Source organism: Pararobbsia silviterrae, from assembly GCF_003628125.1.
In the GTDB taxonomy this organism is placed as follows: Bacteria; Pseudomonadota; Gammaproteobacteria; order Burkholderiales; family Burkholderiaceae; genus Pararobbsia; species Pararobbsia silviterrae.
Window position 1 is genome coordinate 23216 of the sequence record NZ_RBZU01000015.1, and the last position, 20289, is coordinate 43504.

Genomic DNA, 20289 nt, shown 5'->3' on the forward strand with positions numbered 1-20289 from the left:
GCCGCGCACCGCGGGTGAAGCGCACGAGATGCTCACACCTAGGCGCGATGCAAAACAACGGCCGACACGCGTTAGAATTTGTCCGCTCGCCCGCACGCGAGCGCTCTACACAAGACTCGATACGATATCGAGCGTCGGAGACAGACCTTTCTTTATCCCGCCCATGAACCAGCGTCTTGCAAGACTGGCTGACATTCCGTCATTCGTTCAGATGTGCTGCGCGATCCTGCTGCTCGGCACCGCGTCGTCGTTCACGACTCCCTACCTGTCCTTGTTCGGCGTCCAGCACGCGGGCATGACGCCGTTGCGGCTCGGCATCTTCATGACGTTGAACGCCGCGAGCAGCGTAACGATGAGCACGCTCGCGGGCAAATGGTCGGATCGGCGCGGGCGGCACCATGTCGCACTGCTGGGCGCGCTCTGCGCCGCCGTGATCGGCTATGTGGGGCTATGCCTCTTCACGAACTACGCGGCGCTGCTCGTGATCGGGATTGCGTTCATCGGTGTCGGCGGATCGGCGATGGCGCTGACCTTCGCCTTCAGCCGCGTCAACCTCGCCTATCGCAACGACGCGGAACGCTCGCTCGCGACGGCCTCGCTGCGCACGATCTTTTCGATCGCATGGGTGTTCGGACCTTCGATCGGCGCGCTCGTGCTCGCCGCGACGAATTTCAAGGGGCTCTTTCTGTTTGCGGCCGCAAGCTTCGCGGGATCGGCCGCGATCGTCGCGAAGATCGGCCCCAAAGCCGTCGCCGCGCGCGCACGCACGGCCGCGACGGCAAAGACACGCGAAGCCGAGCCCGGCGATGCGATCGACAGCGGGACCATGACGTGGCCCGACGTGGCCGCCGAAGAGCGTGAAATGCTCGCGGAAGAAGCGGAGGCGCAACGGGCAGCTTCGGCTTCGGCTTCGGCTTCGGCTTCGGCTTCGGCTTCGGCTTCGGCTTCGGCTTCGGCTTCGGCTTCGCAGCATGCATCGACCCACGGCGCACGCGACGCAAGCGCACCGCCCGCGCCCACATACGGCGCGCAGCCCGTGCACGTCGACAAGGCCACGCTCTGGCGCACGATCATCGCGCTGACGCTGCTCGGCCTGAACTCGAACGCCACGATGATCACGCTGCCGCTGTATATCGTCGACGGCATGCATGGCTCACGCGGCCACGTCTCGACGATGCTCGGCCTCGGCGCGTTGCTTGAAATCCCGATGATGCTGATGCTCGGCGCGCGCGCGCCGCGACTCAACAAGATCCGATGGCTCGCGGCATGCGGCGCGTCTCACGCCTTGTACTTCGTCGGCATGTCGCTCGCATGGAACGTCGACGTGCTGATCCCGATGCAGGTGCTGTTCGCCTTCGTCATCTCGGTCATGTCGTGCCTCGGCATGATCTACATCCAGGACATGATGCCGGCGACGCCGGCCGCGGCCACGGCCCTGTTCTTCAATGCATCGCGCGTCGGCTCGATCCTCGCCGGCGTGCTGTCGGGCGTGATGATCGGATGCCTCGGCTACCGCGGCACATTCATCGTCCTCGCGCTGTTGGGCATCACGTCGCTGTGCCTGTTCCTCTATCGCTCGGGCGACCGTCCCGGCCCACGCGCCGACGATCACCGCGCCGCGCGCACATCAGCCTAGACGATCGGCTCAACCCTCTGCTCTCACGCATCGTCGTGCCGCGGCGAATGGCGCAAGACCTGCCGGATCTTGCGCGCGAGCGCCTCGCGCGAATACGGCTTGCTCAGCAGCTCGATGCCCTCGTCGAGACGACCCCCATGCACGATCGCATTGTCGGTGTATCCCGATGTGAACAGCACGGCGATATGCGGCAATCGCTCGCGCGCCTTGCGCGCGAGTTCGGGGCTCCGGATCGCGCCCGGCATCACGACATCGGTGAACAACAGATCAATCGGCACACCGCTCTCGATGATCGCGAGCGCGCTTTGCGCATCCTTCGAGCGAAGCACGCGATAGCCGAGCTCCGATAACAGCTCGACGACCGTCCGGCGCACATCCTCGTCGTCCTCCGCGACGAGCACGGTCTCCGTGCCGCCGGTGATCGGTCCCGAATCGGTCTCCGTGACGAGATCTTCCTGCTGCCGCACACGCGGCAAATACAAGCGCACGGTCGTGCCCTGGCCCACTTCGCTATAGAGCTTGACGTGGCCGCCCGACTGCCGCACGAATCCGTAGACCATGCTGAGTCCGAGTCCGGTGCCCTGACCTTCGGGCTTGGTCGTGAAGAACGGCTCGAATACGCGGTCGACGATCTCGGGCGAGATGCCCATCCCCGTATCTGTCACAGCGAGCATCACATATCGACCGGGTGTGGATTCCTGATTCATCGCCACATACGCATCGTCGAGCACCGCATTGCCGGCCTCAATGGTGAGGCGGCCGTGACCCTGCATCGCATCGCGCGCATTGATCGCGAGATTCAGCAGCGCGTTCTCGACCTGAGACGGATCGACGAGCGTGTTCCAGAGCCCGCCCGACACGATCGTCTCGATCTCGATGCCGTCGCCGAGCGCGCGCCGCAGCATATCGTCGAGCCCCCGGACAAATCGGCCGAGATTGACGACCTTCGGCACGAGCGGCTGGCGCCGGCCGAACGCGAGCAATTGCGACGACAGCTTCGCGCCGCGCGCCACGCCCGCGAGCGCATTGCGCACGCGCTGCTCGGGCTTGTCCATGCCCGCGACATCCTTGACGAGCAATTGCAGGTTCCCGCCGATGACCTGCAACAGATTATTGAAATCGTGCGCGACACCGCCCGTGAGCTGGCCGATGGCCTCCATCTTCTGCGCGACGCGCAGCGCCTCTTCCGCGCGACGCAAGGCCTCGCGCGACGCGCGATCGGCCGTCACGTCGCGCCCCACGCCATGGAGTCTCGAACGGTCGCGCTCGACCGACAGGGTCCAGGCGATCCACTTCCATGCGCCGCTCGCGACCCGCATGCGCGTCTCGATGTGTACAGGCCGTCCGTGTTCGCGCAACGACGCGAGCATCGACGCGACGGTCGCCACGTCGTCGGGATGCGAGAACTCGAGATAGTGCGTACGAAGCAGCGCGTGTTCGTCGAAGCCGAGCGTGCGGGTCCACGACGGACTCACACGGATCAGATGACCGTCGAAATCCGCGATCGCGAGCAGGTCCTCGCTCGTTTCCCAGAGCCGGTCGCGCTCCGCGACGGTCTCCGCGACGCGCTGTTCGAGCGTCTCGTTGAACGTGCGCAACGTGGCTTCGACCTTCTTGCGTTCGACGATTTCGAACTGCGCGTCGCGGAACAGGCGTGCTGTCTCGCGGCGCAGCTTCGAGAGCTGGAGGTTGCTCGCGACGCGCGCGAGCAATTCGCGCGCGGAGAAAGGCTTGACGAGATAGTCTTCGGCGCCCGCTTCGAGACCGCCGACGGTCGCTTCCTCACCCGCGCGCGCCGACAGCAGCAGGACGGGAACATCCGCGAACCGGCCATGCGCGCGCAACGTGCGCAAGAGTCCGAAACCGTTGAGACGCGGCATCATGACGTCCGACAAGACGAGATCCGGCTCGAAGTCCTCGACGAGTTCAAGCGCGTGCTGCCCATCCGATGCAACCGCCACGCGATACCCGGCCGCGCCGAGAATACGCCGTATATAGTCGCGCAGGTCCGCGTTGTCGTCCGCGACGAGCACACGTGCCCGGGGCTGCGCGTCCGTCGTGGCGACGGATGCCCCATCCTCCGTGCGCGTCGCCGCGCGATCGCCGTGCGACGCCTGCCGATCGTGCGAATCGTGCACGCTACGCGCGCCGCCGTTCGCCGCGTCCATGCCCGATTCACGATGATCGGCGAGCCAGCGCTGCGCGGTTACGACGAACTCGTGCGCATCGATGCTCGCGCCCGCGAGCGGCGCGCGCATGTCGACCTCGATACCGGCCGCCGACGCGGTCGGCATCGTCACGATGAAACGCGTGCCGACGCCCGGCTCGCTCTCGACGCGAATCGCGCCGCCCAGCAGCCGCACAAGTTCATGCACGAGCGCGAGACCGATCCCGCTGCCTTCGATCGTGCGCCCCTCCGCCCCCGCGACACGGTGGAAGCGCTCGAAGACGCGCGGCAACTCGCTCGCCGCCATGCCGATCCCCGTATCCGCGACGATCACATCGACGCTCGCGCCATCGCGCGCAGGTACCACATGCACTTCGACGCGCCCCGACAGCGTGAACTTGAACGCGTTCGACACGAGATTCAACACGACCTTTTCCCACATCTCCGTGTCGATGACGACGATGCATGCGGAAGCCGGATAGTCGACGATCAACTCGAGCCCCGCGCGCTCGATCGTCGAACGGAACAGCGAAGCGAGCTCGGCCGTGAAGGTCCCGATGTCGACCGGTACGCGATGCAGGTCGATACGACCGGACTCGATGCGCGAGAAATCGAGCAACGCGTTGACGAGCTTGAGCAACCGCAAGCCGTTGCGATGCGTGATCTCGATCAGCGCGTGCGTCGCATCCGGGTCCTGCGCGGGACCGTTGAGCAACTCTTCGAGCGGACCGAGCATCAACGTGAGCGGCGTGCGGAATTCGTGGCTGATGTTCGAGAAGAAGGTCGTCTTCGCCCGATCGAGTTCGGCGAGCGCTTCGGCGCGCTGCCGTTCGAGGTCGTACGCCTCGGCATAGCCGATCGCGCTCGCGAGCTGTCCGGCGACGAGCGACAGGAATTGCCGGTAGCGGTCGTCGACGAGACGCCATGGATTGAGCGCGGCGACCAGCACGATCTGACGCGCGCTGTCGCCGGGCGGCGCAATCCTGACGATCGCGGCGCGCGACGGCGGCCGCGACCACGGTCCGCTGGGCAACGGTATGTCGAAGCGGGTCGTCAGGTCGGGCACGATCGTCATCTCGGCGTCGCCGAGCGTCGCATACGGCCAGATCGGGTTCCCGGCCCCATCGAGCGCCGCCGGAGCAGCCGGATGATCCGTACCGATGCCACATGCGGCGACACGTTCGAGCGGCGCGCCGGCCGCCCCTGCGTAGAGCACGGCGAACGGCACGTCGTGCGGGTTCGTGCCCAGCGCGCGCACCCCCGCGTCGCAGGCTTGCCGCCACGTTCGCGCGTCGCCGGTCGCCGTCGCGAGTTCGCGCAGCAGGGTGAGCTGACGCTCGCTGAGCACGCGGCCGGTGTCGTCACTGTTCGCGCAGATGATGCCGCCCGTACCGCCGTGATCGTCGGGCACCGGACTATACGAGAACGTGTAGTACGTCTCCTCCGGATACCCGTTGCGCTCCATGATCAGGAGTTTGGCTTCGGTATAGATGCCCTCGTGCCCCTCAAGCGCGGTCGAGAGCATCGGACCGATCTCCTCCCAGATCTCGCGCCAGACTTCGCGCGTCGGCCGCGCATGCGCCCACGGATGCTTGCCGCCGATGATCGATTTGTACGGATCGTTGTAAAAGAAGATCAGATCGGGGCCCCAACCGATCCAGATCGGCTGGCGCGACGTGAGCATGATGCGCACCGCGGTCTTGAGGCTCTGCGGCCATCGCTCGGGCGCACCGAGCGTCGATAAAGACCAGTCGTAGTCACGAAGCAGCCGTCCCATCTCGCCGCCGCCTGCGAGGAACGATCGCGTGTCGCCGCTTTCGGCGGTCTCGGAAGGGGCCAGCATGCGTAAGGGGTCTCCGTGGAGAAGCGTAAGCGGGACGACCGGTTCGGGTAAGCCTGCTTTCATCGCGCCGGATGAGGTCGTCCGATGCGTGCCGATCACGGCGACCGCGCGTCGGCCGTCATCGCTGACGACGTCCGCGGCTAACATGCGCAATTTATGGGCCCGCTCCGCGCGACACGCGCGCGAATCCGCCCCAATCCGATCGATACGGGGTCGGAGCCTCTCAAAAACGGCGATCGCGATCGATCCCGTTCGAACGCCGCAAGCCCGACGACGCGGCAGCCGCGGCTCACCAGTTCTCGGCGAGCCAGTCGATGAGCGCCTTGACGCGCGCGGTCCGCATGCGGCGGCGCGGCACATAGGCCTTGAACCAGTTTTCTTGCGGCGAGAAATCCGGCAAGACCTCGACGAGTTCGTGCGCGCCGAGCGCCTGTGCCGACACGTACTGGGGCAGCAACGCGACGCCGAGACCCGCGCGCGCGGCTTCGAGCAGCGTCATATTGTCGTCGGCCTGAAGCCGCGCGCTCACGTCGACCGAGACGACGCCGCGCGACGACTGGAAATTCCACGTCGTGCCGGTCGGCGAAAACACGAGGCACGCGTGATGCGCGAGATCGCGCGGATGCTGGATCTTCGGATGCGTGTCGAGATAGGCGGGCGTCGCGCAGAGGATGGGCCGCACGGGACGCAGCGGAATATCGACGACGCCGTCGTAGCTCGCGAGCCGCCCGCTGATCGCGACGTCATAACCGCTTTCGGCGGGATTGGCCGAGTGATCGACGAGCGAGATCTGCATCGTGATGCGCGGATGCGCTTCGAGGAACCGGCAAAAGACCTGACCGAGTTGAGCGAGCGTGATCGTCGTCGGCGCCATCACGCGAATCGGGCCTTCGAGCTTGCCGGCGTCGCGCTCGACGGCCGACATGAGCGCCTCGAAATCCTCGACGACGTCGCCGGCGCGTCCGTAGAACCGCTCGCCGGCCTCCGTCAACACGACCTTGCGCGTGCTCCGCTCGAACAGCTGGCTCTTGAGCTCGGCTTCAAGCTGCGCGATCCGGCGCGCGACGACCGACGGCACGACGCCCATCTTGTGCGCGGCCTCCGTAAAGCTGCCGCCGCGCACGACGGCCACAAACGTGCGCACATGCGTAATGACGTCCATCTGGTTGGGCCTCCACGCACCGCGCCCCGCGCGACGCCGTCGACGCGGGACAGCCGGTCTATTTGTGCAAAAACTCGTTGATAGATACCGCGTTTTATCACAAATGCCCGATGATTTGCATCAATACAATGCGATTCAGAAAGGCCGTCAGAGCCGCCCGGCAGGCAAGTGCAAGCACTGCGCCCCGCACGGGCCATCCTTGTTCCCACGGAGACAGCAGTGCACAACCACCCCACACTCGATATCAAGGCGTTGATCGACGCCCGGCGCATCAGCCCCATGCAATGGCTGCTCGTGACGCTATGTTTCTTCATCGTCGCGGCCGATGGCATCGACGTCGCGATGATGGGCTTCATCGCGCCCTCGATCGTTCATGACTGGCACCTCGCGAAGGCGAGCTTCGGCATCGTCATGAGCGCCGCACCGCTCGGCCTCGTGGTGGGCGCGCTCGGCGCGGGCCCGCTGTCCGACCGGCTCGGACGCAAGACGATCCTCATCGCTTCGGTGCTGCTGTTCGCGATCGGCACCCTGGTGACCGCGCTCACGCAGGACATCGGCCAGATGATGACGATGCGCTTTCTGACCGGCATCGGTCTTGGCGCCGCGATGCCCAACGCGACGACGCTCGTTTCCGAATACGTGCCGCAACGCCGGCGCAACCTGCTGATCACGTCGATGTTCATCGGCTTCGGCGTCGGCTCGGCCGTCGTCGGTTTCGCGGCGGGTTGGCTGATTCCGCGCTTCGGCTGGCGTTCGGTCATCGTGTTCGGCGGCGCGATCCCGCTCGCGCTGCTACCGTTCCTGTTCGCCTACCTGCCCGAGTCCGTGCGCTTCATGCTCGTGCGCCGGCATGCGGCTGAACGCATCGCCGCGACGATCCGGCGCGTCTGCGGATACGAGGCCGCGCCCGGCACGACGTTCTCGGCCCCCGAGCCCGCGCTGCACACGACGAAATCGACGGCCGTGCTGTTCACGCGCGGCTATGCGCTCACGACGCTGTCGCTCTGGATCACGTATTTCATGGGTCTGCTCGTGATCTACCTGATCACGGGCTGGCTGCCGATGCTGATCAAGGACAGCGGCCTGCCGATCACCGAGGCCGCGAACATCACGGCGATGTTCCAGACCGGCGGGATCGCGGGCGCGATTCTCGCGGGCTGGGCGATGGACCGTCTGCGTCCGGCGCCCGTCATCGCACTCGCCTATTTCGGCGGCGCGCTCTGCGTGTTCGGCGTCGGCGCGGTCGGGCCCGGTTCGGCGTCGCTGTCGCTCTGGATGCTGGCTGCGGGCTTCTTCATGAACGGCGCGCAGACGGGTCTCAATGCGTTCGCACCCGCGTGCTATCCGACGCTCGCGCGCGCCACGGGCGTGAGCTGGATGCTCGGCGTCGGCCGCCTGGGCAGCATCCTCGGTTCGGCAAGCGGCGGCATCCTGATCGGACTCGGCTATGGCTTCGGTCCGTTGATCTGCGGGCTCACGGTGCCCGCCGCGCTCGCCGGTCTCGCGATTCTGTTGAGCATCGTCGCGGCGCGCCGGAAGTCGGCCGATGCGCCGGACATCGCGGTCGCCGACGTCTCCGCGCTCGGTCACTGACGCATGCGTTCGCTGATCCGTCTGTCCGCTTAACCGTTTATCGCAACACCGGGCCGCGCCGTTCGCCGCCGGCTCGAGCATCTCCGCACTCACGCATCGAGGCAGCACGATGGCACGAAGCAACTTTACGGTCGAAGTCACGCGAGTCAGGCAACTGACCGAACGCGTGCGCGAATACCTTCTCTCGTCGGTCGACGGACGCCCGCTTCCCGAATACGGCCCCGGCGCGCATATCGCCGTGCATACCGTCTCGCCGACGCGCGGCCTCATCGTGCGCCATTACTCGCTGATCGGCGGCACCGATCGCGAGGACGATCCGCGCGACACGTACCGGATCGCCGTCCAGCGCGAAAGCGACACGCGCGGCTCGGCGCATATTCACGCGACGTTCGCGCCTAGCGTGCGCATCGAAATCGGGCCGCCGGTCAACGACTTCCCGCTCGATCGTCGCGACGCGCGGGTGCTGCTGATCGCGGGCGGCATCGGCATCACGCCGATCTTCTCGATGGCGCGCAGCCTCGCGCGCCGCAATCGCGCATTCGAGATCGTCTATGCGGGCCGCAACCGCGCCGCGATGGCCCTGCATGACGAGCTCGCGGGACTCGCGCGCGATGCCGCGACGTTCCACTACAGCGATACGGCCGGCGTGCTCGATCTCGCGGCGGTGCTCGCGCGTCAGCCCGAAGGCACCGTGGTCTATGTCTGCGGTCCCGTGCCGATGGTCGAGGCGACCCATGCGGCCGCCAAGGCCCTCGGCTGGCATACGGGCCGCGTGCACAGCGAGCTGTTCGGCGCGGGCGCGCCGTGCACGCCGCATGCGTTCGACGTGAAGCTCGCGCGCAGCGGACGCACGGTCCACGTCGGCGAAGACGCGAGCATTCTCGACGCGCTCGGCGCGGCCGGCGTGCCCGTGCTCTGGGACTGCCGGCGCGGCGAATGCGGCCTGTGTCCGCTGACCGTGCTGTCGAGCGACGGCGCGCTCGAACATCGCGACCGGTATCTGAGCGACGAAGAAAAAGCCGCGGGCGACCAGATGTGTATCTGCGTGTCGCGCACGCAAGGACGCGAAATCGTGCTCGACGCGTAACACGCATTCGCCTGACTCGATGCGATCGCCTCGGCACGATCCCCCGGATCGCACCCGCCCCCGAATTGGAGAAATCACGATGTCCCACCACGATCTTGCCGCCCTCGCGCCGTCCGCCGATCCGTTCGACGTATCAGGCGCCGAACCCGACTTCGAACCCGGCGGCTTCGCCGACCATACGACGCCGCTGATTCGCAATTGCTGGTACGTCGCCGCGCGCAGCGAGGAAGTCTCGCGCGACATCATCAGCCGGCGTCTGCTCGGCGTCGACGTCGCGCTCTATCGCACGCTCGCGGGCGAGACGGTCGCCGTGCGCAATCGCTGCCCGCATCGTTCGTTTCCGCTCGCGAAGGGCAAGCTCGAAGGCGACGTGCTCGTCTGCGGCTATCACGGCATGCAGTTCGATCCGTCGGGCCGGTGCGTCAACATGCCGGCGATGCCGATCGTGCCGACGAATGCGAACGTACGCAGCTTCCCGACGATCGAGCGCGCGCCGCTCGTCTGGATCTGGCTCGGCGACCCCGATCGTGCCGACGAGGCGCTCGTGCCCGATACCGGATGGCTCAACGACCCCGAATGGAAAAGTGTCAGCGGCAGTTTCCATTTGAAGTCCGACTACATATCGATGCATGAAAATCTGCTCGATCAGACCCATTTCCCGTTCCTGCATCCGGGCGCGATCGGCACGCCCGAATATGCGCGCTCAAAGCTCAAGGTCCGGCAAGAAGGGGATGTCGTCGTGATCGACCGCGCGCTGCGCAATTCGCCGCCGCCCGGTGTTTATGCGGTGCCGACCGGTCTCGCGGGCCAGCCCGTCGATCGTTTCTCGGAGGCGCGGTTCGTCTCGCCCGCGCTGCATACGGCCTATGCGCGCATCGTCGACAACCACGACCCGAGCGGCACGCCGCGCACGTACCGGTTCAACATCTCGCACATCTTCACGCCCGAGACGAACCACAGCATTCACTACTGGTGGTTTTGCAGCCGGAATTTCAAGCTCGACGACGCGGACATCGATGCGCATCTGTATACGTCATCGGACAAGGCCTATAAGGAAGATGTCGACGCGCTCGAATGGATCATGGAGACCGTGCGGACCGATACCGAGCCGCAATTCGATCTCAACTTCGCGCCCGACAAGCCCGGCTTGCTCATGCGACAGACACTTCATCGTCTCGCGGCGCAGGAGTCGCGGGGCCTGCGCACGCACGATCGCGGCGAGACGGCGTGCAAGCAAGACTGCGCGAATCGGTAAGACGCGCGCGATGCATTGCGCATCGCGCGCTCCGACACCCGAAGGCCCGGACCGCTCGCGTTACGCGGTCACTCGATGACGATGCGCACGCCCATCGGCCCGAGTTCGAACGCGCTCGGCACGCGCCCGCCTTCGAGCGCGTCCGTGCCGCCTTCGCGGCCCGTATCGACGAGCTTGACCGACTTCGTCAGGTTCAGATAGAACGCGATACGACGTCCGTCATCGCCCTCGCGCACCGAACGCTCGACGCCCTCGAGCAACGGCGTCAATGCCACACCGCTTGCGCGCGCGGCTTCCGTCAGCAGCCGGCGATACCCTTCGGCGTCCGGCACGGTGCCCACGTAGTACGCAAGCCCCTTCACGAAGCGGTTGCGCGTGAGCGCGACACGGCCCGCGAAATACTCGCTCGCATACGTCGCGACCGCCTCGGCCGTCGTCGGATTCAACAGATCGCACCATTGCGCGCAATCGACCGCGTCGGCATCGCTGTCCGAGAATTGAATCTGTTGCGTGTCGTGGCCGACGGGATCGTATTCGTCGACGACCGCGCCCACGACGTCGGCGAGCAAGCCCGGCAAACGCGCCGCATGGCAGACATTGTTGAGATTCTTGACGCCGGTGCGCGGCGTCACGATCAGCGTGCCGCCCGCCGCGACGTATTCGCGCAGGCGTGAGGCCGTCGCTTCGTCGAGCAGATAGAGCGACGGCGCGATGACCATCTTGTAGCCGCCGATATCCGACGTCCAGTTGACGACGTCGACGCCGAGACCGAGCGAGACGAGCGTGCGATGAATCTGCCGGAAATTGAGCAGGTAATCGAAGCCGTCCGACTGCGGTTGAATGCGCAGCGCATTGAGCTGTTCGTGCGAGAACAGCATCGCGACATCGTTGCGGATCGTCGTCCCGTCGAGCAGCGGCGACAGACGCTGGACTTCCTCGCTGAATTGCGTGAACTCCACGAAACGCCGGCCCGGTTCGCCGTGGTGATCGTGCAGGCCGTGCCAGAACTGCTCGGCGCCGATCCGCGCGGTGCGCCAACGGAAATGCACCACCGTGTCCGCGCCGCGCGACACGCTCTGCCACGCGTGCGCGCGGATCATGCCCGGCGTCGGCGTGCGCGACATCGGATGCCAGCATCCGGGCGTGCCGCTCAATTGCTCCATGACCCAGAAGTTCTGCTGCTTGACGCCGCGCGTGAGATCGAGCGTCATCGCGCCGTGATAGATGCGCGCCTTGCTGTCGTTGTCGAGATCCGTCGCCGGGTAGTAGTCGACCGACACGAAATCCATGCTGTCGAACAGGTCGTAGTAATCGTTGACGACCGGATAACCCCAGAGATTGTGCGTGACGAATTGCCCCGGGCAATTCGCCTTGATGATCCGCGCCTGGAAGCGATTGAACGCCGCGGCCGAATCCGAGCAGAAACGCTGGAAGTCGAGCAGGTACGACGGATTCAGATGCGGCGAGCCGCCGAGCGGCGTCGTGATCTGCGACCACGCCGTGTATTCGCCGCTCCAGACGACCGTACCCCACTCGCGATTGAGCGTCGCGAGATCGCCGTAGCGCGCCTTGAGCCATGTGCGGAAATCGGCGGTCGCGCCGTCGCTATGGCTTTCCTGTCCGATCATTTCATTGTCGGTCTGCCAGCCGATCACGTTCGGATGCCGGCCGAAGTGACGCGTGAGCCGCTCGACGATGATCTCCGTGTAGTGCCGCAGCGACGGACTGTTGTAGCAGCGATGCAGCCGCACGCCCGGGTAGATCGGCCGGCGTTGGTTATCGAGCGGCAGCACGTCGGGATGCTTCTCGACGAGCCAGTTCGGCGGCGTCGCGGTCGGCGTGCCGATCACGACCTGAATGCCATGGCGCGCAAACGTATCGATCGCGGCATCGAGCCACGCGAAATCGAACCGTCCTTCAAGCGGCTCGAGCCGCGACCATGCGAACTCGGCAAGACGCACGAGCGAAATGCCCGCTTGCCGCATGCGCGCCGCATCTTCTTCCCAGATGGCCGAGTCCCAATGCTCGGGGTAGTAATCGACACCAACCCTCATGCGTAAATCCTGATTCGTTGTTGAATTGATTTAAAGCGATGCGAACGCGCGGCGCGGCACCCCCGACGAGGCGCTCAGTGCGCCGCATCGGGCCCGAAGCGCATCGCGTGCGCCGTGCGCCTAGCCCTTCGTCGCGCCGAACGTCAGTCCGCTCACGAAGTGCTTCTGCATCGCGAAGAAAATGCCGACCGAAGGCAGGGCGGCCAGCAGCGATCCCGCCGAGACGAGATTCCACGCCGTCGTCCATTGCCCCTTGAGCCCCGCGACACCGACGGTCAGCGGCGCGGCGTCGTCGCCTTGCGTCAGGCAGAGCGCCCAGAAGTAGTCGTTCCAGACGAACGTAAAGACGAGTACCGCGAGCGCCGCGAGCGCGGGCCGGATCAACGGCAGCACGACGCGCACGAACACCTGCCACTCGGACGCGCCTTCGACGCGCCCCGCCTCGATGAGCTCATACGGCAACTCCTTGATGAAGTTGCGCAGGAACAGCGTGCAGAAGCCCGTCTGAAACGACAGATGGAACAGGATCAGGCCGCCGACCGTATTGAACAGACCCAGTTGGAGCGTCAGATTCCGCACGGGAATCATGAGAATCTGGATCGGCACGAAATTGCCCGCGACGAAGGTCGCGAGCACGGCCGTGTTGCCCTTGAACGGATAGGTCGCCAGCGCGAAGCCCGCCATCGACGACAACGCAATCGCGCAGATCACCGACGGGAACGTGATCAGGCAGCTATTCCACGCGTAATGGAGCATCGGCGAATCGACGAGCACGGTCCGGTAGTTCTCGACCAGACCGAACTCATGCGGCCACCCCCAGTAATTGCCCTGCACGAGTTCGGCCGACGAACGCACCGATGTCACGACGACCGCCAGCAACGGCAGCAACCAGACGATCAATGCGATCGGCAACGAGACCTTGTAGAACACGCGGCGCGACGGCCGCCACTTTTCGATGGGTAACGGATACATGCGCGCCTCGTCAACGCTCGGCCCGCAACAGGCGGCGGAGCTGATAAGCGATAAAGATGATCATGATCAGGAACAGCACGACCGCGATGGCCGCCGAATATCCGAAACGGAAGTACTTGATCGCCTGGTCGTACATGAAGTACGCGAGCACGGTCGAGCTGTCAAACGGCCCGCCGCTCGTCATGACCGAGATCAGGTCGAAGCTGCGCAACGCGCCGATGACGGTCAACGTGACGGCCATGAACGTCGCAGGCCGCAATTGCGGCAGCACGACGTGCCAGAGCAGCGACCACCCTTTCGCGCCTTCGAGCCGTCCGGCCTCGATGATCTCGGGATTCATGCCCGTGAGTCCGGTGAGGAACAGGATCATGCAGAACGGGATCTGCGGCCAGAGCGCGGCCGCGATGATGCCGAACGTCGCCATGTGCTCGTTGCCGAGCACCGGGACGCCGTGACCGGCAAGCACGCGCAGCAGTCCGAACGCGGGGTCGTAGAACCAGCTGAACACGAGGCCGATGACGACGCCCGGCACGACGAACGGCGCGAAAAACAAGGACTTCACGAAACGGATGCCCTTGACCGACTGATTCAGATAGAGCGCGAACACGAGCCCGATCGGCGGCGCGAGCAACAACAGCACGAGCCAGATCAGATTGTTTTCGAGCGCCGTGTAGAACGTGTCGGTGCCGACGAGCTCGCGATAGTTCGCGAGCCCGACGAACGTGCGCGCGCTCACGCCGTCCCAGCTGTAGAAGCTCAGCACGATGCTGCTCACGATCGGATAAAGCACATAGATCGCGAACATCGCGCATGCGGGCAGCAGGAACAGCAGCGCCGAACGTCGACGCCGCCGCGCAAGCGGACTGCTTGAAGTCTGCGTGGTCACGATTTCTTGTAGATCCGTTGACGCGTTTCTTCGAGATGGCTCAGGATCGCATCGAGCTTCGACGGATCGCTGACGAAGCGCTGCATGCCCTTCATGCCTTCGTCGGCCATCTCCTTGTTCATGTCGCGGTCATAGAACTGCGCGATGCCACCCTTCGTGCTCGACAGAATCTCGAAGCCCGCCTTCGCGAATGGATCGTCCGACACCTGCGCCTGATTGTTCGCGGGCAGCGAACCGAACGTCTTCGCGAGACGGCCGTCGATCTCCGCCGAGCCGACGAACGCAAGGAAACGTCGCGCATCGACCTTGTTCTTCGCGCGCGCCGGGATGTTCAGGCAGTCAGCCGAACCGTCCTCGGCGACCGGCACGTTCGGATCGACCACGGGGAAGCGGAAATAGCCGGTCTGTGCCTTGACGTTGTCAGGCAAACCGCCCGAGATGAACGTGCCCATCAGCATCATCGCGGCCTTGCCCTGGATCAGCAGCGGCTGTGCGGAATCGAGGCTGTACGACAGCGGATCGTCGACGAAGTATTTGTTGTCGATCAGCGTCTTCCACGCCGCGTAGACCTTCTTGACGCGTGCGTCGGTGTACGGGATCTCGCCGTTCATGAGTTGCATGTGGAACGCATAGCCGTTGATCCGCAGATCGAGGTAATCGAACCACGCGGCAAGCGTCCACGCATCGCGGCCGCCGACGGCGATCGGCGTGATGCCCGCGGCCTTGAGTTTCTGGCTCGCGTCGAGGAACGCCGTCCAGGTCTTCGGCTCTTCCTTGATGCCGACCTTCGCGAACAGGTCCTTCCGATAGAACAGGCCCCACGAGAAGTAGTCGGTCGGCAGCGCATATTGCTTGCCCGCATACGACGACGGTTGAACGAGCGCCGCATAGTTGGCGTTCCAGCCGTTCTTCTGCCAGTCGGGCGTCAGGTCTTCGAGCAGGCCGCGTTCGGCGTAGTAGCGCAGGCGTTCGCCCTCGTGCCACTTGACGATATCGGGCGCTTCGGTCGTGAGCCAGCCCGGCAACTGGACCTTATAGGCCTCTTCCTCGATGAACGCGGGCTTGACCTGGACGTCCGGGTTCGCCTTTTCGAATTCGGCGATCACGGTCTCCCAGAACGCGCGCTGATTCGCACCCTTGAACGCGATGTTGAACGTCAACGTACCCGCGCTCGCGATACCCGTCGCCAGCAGAGCCGCACACGCGACCGACAACCGAAGTGCCTTCTTCATTCCCGTCTCCTGTTAATTGTGTGTGATGCGCGGCAATGCACGTCCGTCCTTGGCGAACAGATGGCAATGCGCGGTATGGACAGACAAGCGGACCACGTCGCCAACGCGCGCGGTCGTGTCGCCCTGCACTTTCGCGAGCAACGGATGGTGCTCGTCGTCGCTCAGGTGCAGATAGCTCTGCTCGCCGAGCCGTTCGGTCAGCGAAACAGTGCGTATGAGGATCGGCGCATCGGCTTGCGCACCGGATTGCGAACCCGGTTCGCCGCCCCGCGCGAGCGGCGTCAGATGCTCGGGCCGCACGCCGAGCGTGACGCGATCGCCGGGCGCGACGTCGCGCGCGCCGTCGACCGGCACGGTCACCGATTCACCGGTGCCCGTCAGTCTCACGCGCACGCCGCGCGATTCGATCTGCGCGACATCGGCCGTCAGGAAATTCATGCGCGGCGCGCCGATAAAGCCCGCGACAAACAGGTTCGCGGGCGAGTGATAGAGCTCGAGGGGTGCGCCGACCTGCGCGATGCTGTCGAGATCCGCGCCGTCGCGCGAGCTGCGCAGCAGCACGATCTTGTCGGCCAGCGTCATCGCTTCGATCTGATCGTGCGTGACGTAAACCGCGCTCGAACCCGCGAAGCGACGATGCACGCGCGCGATCTCGACACGCGTCTGCCCGCGCAGCGTCGCGTCGAGATTCGACAGCGGTTCGTCGAACAGGAACACGCCGGGCTCGCGCACGATCGCACGGCCGATCGCGACGCGCTGCCGCTGACCGCCCGAGAGCGCCTTGGGCTTGCGATCGAGCAGCGCTTCGAGTTGAAGCACGCGGGCCGCATCGAGCACGCGGCGCTCGATCTCTGCCTTGGACACGCGCGCAAGCTTGAGGCCGAAGCCCATGTTCTCGGCCACGCTCATATGCGGAAACAGTGCATAGCTCTGGAACACCATCGCGATGCCGCGCTCGGCGGGCGGCACCTCGTTGACGCGCTGCCCACCGATGACGATGTCGCCCGCGCTCGGGTCCTCGAGACCCGCGATGATCCGCAGCAGCGTGGACTTGCCGCAGCCCGACGGACCCAGGAAAACGCAGAACTCATCGGCGCCGATCTCGAGATCGACGTTGCGCAGCACCGGCGTCTGCGTGCCGAATGCCTTTGAAATACCGCGCAGTGAAATGGCCGCCACAGTGTCTCCAAGCTTGATTTAACGTTAAATCATCCGTTTTAAAAAAAACGGCGAATGCCGTTCCGAGGATGATGACGTTGCGATGTGTGCCGTAACGAATCACTGTGCTGTACGATCTGGCAACGAAATTTTTCGGGTTCGCGCGTGGTGTCGTTCGTGCGAACCCGCATTGACGAAAGGGAGACTATGAGCAAGCGGCCAGGCCAGATGATGACCATCAAGGACATCGCCGGACTTGCGGGCGTGACGCCGATGACCGTCTCGAACGTGCTCAGAAACCGTGGACGCGTCGGCGAGCTCACGCGCCAGCGCGTGATGGAGGTCGTCGAGGCGCATGGCTACCGGCCGAACCTGACCGCGCGCGCGCTCGTCGAACGCCGCGCGCCGACGCTTGCGCTGATGCTCGGCTGCATCACGAATCCGTTCTATCCCGAGTTCACGCTGCAGGCCAACAACGCCGCGCGGCGCCACGGACGTTTTCTGCTCGTCTGCAACACCGACTACGAACCCGACAGCGGCACGCGCTTCATGGCCGACGTCGCGGGGTCGCTGTCCGACGGCATTCTCGTCGCGAACACCGGCGAGCTGCGCGTCGAGGAACTCAAGGCGATCCAGGCATCGGGCACGCCCGTCGTCGTGTCGGTCTGGGAGTTTCCCGATGAACCGCCCGAGGGCATTCCGTGCGTCGCGTTCGACTCGCGCAAGGCCGGACGCATCGCGACCGAGCATCTGCTCGAACTCGGACATACGCGGATCGGCGCGCTCGTCGCGAGCGCCAAGAAGGGCATCCACGGCGGACGTTATCAGGGCTACTGCGACGCGATGCGCGCGGCGAAGGTCAAACACGTGCTGGCCGACGCGCATTTCGGCGAGGACAGCTATCAGGGCGGATACGACGCCGCGATTGCGTTGCTGACGACGCGCCCGGACCTGACCGCGTTGTTCGTCTCGAACGACCTGCCCGCGCTCGGCGTGCTCAACGCGGCAGCCTCGCTCGGGCGCAGCGTGCCCGGCGATCTCTCGGTCGTCAGCATCACGAACATCGAGCTTACGGGTCAGTCGCGGCCCGCGTTGACGACGGTTTCGATTCCCACGGCCGAGATGGCCGAGGCCAGCGTGGATCTGCTGATCCGTCTGATCGGGCAACCGGGCGCCCATGTGCCGATGGTCATGACGTCCGATCCCGTGCTCATTCGCCGCGCGTCGACGGCGCCGCTTCAGGCGTCACCCGCGCCCTCCCGCTCGCGCTAGACCTCGCCCGCAAACGGGTGAACCGGCGTATCGATCGATCGGAAAGCATAGCGGCGCAGCAGTTCGCCGTAGCCGCCGCGAATATGAAATCCATCGCATTTGCCGATGTATTCCGATGCGCGCATCCGATACACCTGCGGCAGCAGATACCACGGCAACGCGGGAAGATCGTGGTGAACGAGGTGGTAATTGTTGTTGAGAAACAGCAGGCGCATGAGCGGCCCCGCTTCGTTGATCGCGATGCGCGCCTTCGTCGTCGAGACCGCGCGGTGTTCGTAGAACGAGCGGATCATCGCGATCGACTGCGCGGGCCACGCGATGACGACGAGGTAATACCAGACCGGCACGCCGCTCCACCGATGCATCGCGATCAGCATCGCGGCGAGCAGACCGCCATGCGCGATCCAGATGCCGAGGTAACGAAAATCCGCATGCCACCATGCGCGCAGCGTGTGTTTGACGAGCGATCCGACCGTCATCGGCGGCCCGATGACCATGCGCCCGACGAACGTCTTGCGGATCCGCAGCAACGCACGCTTGAGCGGCGACATCCGTTGCCATGCATGACGCAACACGTAGTTGCTTTCGGGATCGACGGCCGGCACCGTGAGCCGCTCGTCGTCGTGATGGGCGAGATGGGTGTCGCGATAGATCGTGTACGGATACCAGACCGCGATCGGCGCGCAACCGAGCAGCCGATTGAGCCATTTGATGCGCGTCGGGTGACCGTGCATGAGTTCATGCTGGACCGATGAATACCAGGTCGTGAACACCACGAGCAGCGGCGCGGCCGTGACGAGATCGATCTTGCGCGCATGAAGCAGCCAGAGCGTGCCGAACCATCCGCCATAGACCGCGACGATCACGAGCCAGGTCGGCCACTCGGTGCGCGCCGTCCAGCTTGATCGCAGGCGCATGACGGCCTGCCGATGTTCAGGGTCGAAATATTCGTGCATCGTGATACGCGTCGAATCCAGTCTGCCTTCGGCTGATCGCGCGATATCGGAGCCCTTCTCCTGTAAGGGTCCGGCGCGGACATCCCGATCGGGTATGGCATGAGTCTAAGAGGCATGGATGCACACGACCAACGAACGAATCGTTAGAAGCTTATGGCATCCGGAACGCGAGGAAAAAATGACCGAATCAGGCGAGTTGCGGATAGCCGAGCTGAATCGCCGTCTCTTCGAGATGCACGATCAGTGCGTAGTCGTCGCGTTCCAGTTTCGCAAAGCCTTTGAGGCGTAGCGTTGCGGCGCGTTCGGCGTCGGCGTCGAGCGCGTATTCGAGCGCCGCGCGCAGACGCTCGACGAGCGCGGGTTCGACCGTCGCGGATGCGATCAAAGGAAGACCCGGGGTCTGCATGCTCAGGCCGAGTACGCGATGCGGAAGATGCGCGAAACCGTGGGCGTCGCGCGCAAATGCATAGGTCACGCAATCGATCGCGGCGATATCGGCGGTGCCGGCAGCGAGCGCTGCAAGCGAACCGAGGTGAGAGCCGGTCTGCACGACGGACGCGAAAAAGCGGCCCGCCCGCGCAAATGGCGCGACCGCGTGCCGCAACACATTCATGCCGCTATTGGACATGGAATCGTTGACCGCAACACGCAGGCCGCGGCACGGCTCGAAGGACGTCGCGCCGCGCGCAAAGGCCGCCTCCGAAACCACGATGACGCTTGAATACGCGGGCCCGTCGCAACCGTCCGCATCGAAGATCGGCGTACCGACGATCTGGATCGACGCAGGCAACACACGCATGAGCGGATAGCCGCAGGTCTGCGACAGCAAGAGATCGTCGCGGCGCCAGAGCGCATCGAGATCGGAACCGACGTCGTCGGGCTGCACGACGCGATCCGCAAAACCGTCCTCGCGCAGCCGCGATATCGCGTCGTCGACCAGCGCGCGCCAAAGCGCGCGCAATCGCGGCGTCACGTTGTACATCGGCAGGGACACGATCCATTCGCGCATGGGATGG

Annotated in this window: 14 protein-coding genes; 5 read left to right on the forward strand and 9 right to left on the reverse strand. The window is 65.1% G+C overall.

Features of this window, described 5'->3' with window-relative positions; all coding sequences use genetic code 11:
* Positions 1-163 precede the first annotated feature (163 nt).
* Positions 164-1636, forward strand: a complete 1473-nt coding sequence (locus D7S86_RS24680; protein WP_158602084.1) for an MFS transporter — start codon at positions 164-166, stop codon at positions 1634-1636.
* 23 nt (positions 1637-1659) lie between these two features.
* Here the strand turns inward: D7S86_RS24680 and D7S86_RS24685 are convergent, their stop codons facing one another.
* Together D7S86_RS24685 and D7S86_RS24690 are read right to left on the reverse strand one after the other, a co-directional pair.
* A complete protein-coding gene (locus tag D7S86_RS24685; RefSeq protein WP_240648397.1) occupies positions 1660-5646 on the reverse strand; it encodes an ATP-binding protein in 3987 nt (1328 codons plus the stop codon).
* A 289-nt stretch (positions 5647-5935) separates the two neighbouring features.
* Complete coding sequence (locus D7S86_RS24690) at positions 5936-6808, reverse strand: LysR family transcriptional regulator (protein ID WP_121090436.1); 873 nt, start codon at positions 6806-6808, stop codon at positions 5936-5938.
* A gap of 219 nt (positions 6809-7027) precedes the next feature.
* On the opposite strand from D7S86_RS24690, the gene D7S86_RS24695 reads away from it, so the two are divergent.
* The 3 genes from D7S86_RS24695 (at position 7028) to D7S86_RS24705 (ending at position 10743) form a co-directional block, all read left to right on the forward strand.
* A complete protein-coding gene (locus tag D7S86_RS24695) occupies positions 7028-8401 on the forward strand; it encodes an MFS transporter (RefSeq protein WP_240648398.1) in 1374 nt (457 codons plus the stop codon).
* 109 nt (positions 8402-8510) lie between these two features.
* Complete coding sequence (locus D7S86_RS24700) at positions 8511-9488, forward strand: PDR/VanB family oxidoreductase (protein ID WP_121090440.1); 978 nt, start codon at positions 8511-8513, stop codon at positions 9486-9488.
* 79 nt (positions 9489-9567) lie between these two features.
* Positions 9568-10743, forward strand: coding sequence for an aromatic ring-hydroxylating oxygenase subunit alpha (locus tag D7S86_RS24705; protein ID WP_121090442.1), 1176 nt, complete (start codon positions 9568-9570; stop codon positions 10741-10743).
* A 68-nt stretch (positions 10744-10811) separates the two neighbouring features.
* Here the strand turns inward: D7S86_RS24705 and D7S86_RS24710 are convergent, their stop codons facing one another.
* The 5 genes from D7S86_RS24710 to D7S86_RS24730 all read right to left on the reverse strand — a co-directional run bounded on the left by D7S86_RS24710 (position 10812) and on the right by D7S86_RS24730 (position 17066).
* Positions 10812-12797 carry a beta-galactosidase gene (locus tag D7S86_RS24710; RefSeq protein ID WP_121090444.1) on the reverse strand — a complete coding sequence of 662 codons (1986 nt, stop codon included), beginning with the start codon at positions 12795-12797 and terminating at the stop codon, positions 10812-10814.
* 120 nt (positions 12798-12917) lie between these two features.
* Complete coding sequence (locus D7S86_RS24715; RefSeq protein ID WP_121090446.1) at positions 12918-13769, reverse strand: carbohydrate ABC transporter permease; 852 nt, start codon at positions 13767-13769, stop codon at positions 12918-12920.
* A gap of 10 nt (positions 13770-13779) precedes the next feature.
* A complete protein-coding gene (locus D7S86_RS24720) occupies positions 13780-14655 on the reverse strand; it encodes a carbohydrate ABC transporter permease (RefSeq protein WP_240648399.1) in 876 nt (291 codons plus the stop codon).
* Complete coding sequence (locus tag D7S86_RS24725) at positions 14652-15887, reverse strand: ABC transporter substrate-binding protein (protein WP_121090448.1); 1236 nt, start codon at positions 15885-15887, stop codon at positions 14652-14654. The genes D7S86_RS24720 and D7S86_RS24725 overlap by 4 nt, the downstream gene beginning before the upstream one ends.
* 12 nt (positions 15888-15899) lie before the next feature.
* A complete protein-coding gene (locus D7S86_RS24730) occupies positions 15900-17066 on the reverse strand; it encodes an ABC transporter ATP-binding protein (RefSeq protein WP_121090450.1) in 1167 nt (388 codons plus the stop codon).
* Between the two features lie 207 nt (positions 17067-17273).
* Here D7S86_RS24730 and D7S86_RS24735 point away from each other — a divergent pair, with 207 nt between their 5' ends.
* The gene (locus D7S86_RS24735) at positions 17274-18317 is read left to right on the forward strand and encodes a LacI family DNA-binding transcriptional regulator (RefSeq protein ID WP_121090452.1); all 1044 of its coding nucleotides are present in this window, start codon (positions 17274-17276) and stop codon (positions 18315-18317) included.
* Here D7S86_RS24735 and D7S86_RS24740 read toward each other — a convergent pair.
* Positions 18314-19273 (reverse strand): fatty acid desaturase, encoded by a 960-nt coding sequence (locus D7S86_RS24740; protein ID WP_121090454.1) that lies wholly within the window; start codon positions 19271-19273, stop codon positions 18314-18316. The genes D7S86_RS24735 and D7S86_RS24740 overlap by 4 nt on opposite strands.
* Before the next feature lie 187 nt (positions 19274-19460).
* Positions 19461-20282: a phosphate/phosphite/phosphonate ABC transporter substrate-binding protein gene (locus D7S86_RS24745; RefSeq protein WP_121090456.1), complete on the reverse strand. Its 822-nt coding sequence runs from the start codon at positions 20280-20282 to the stop codon at positions 19461-19463.
* Between the last annotated feature and the right edge of the window lie 7 nt (positions 20283-20289).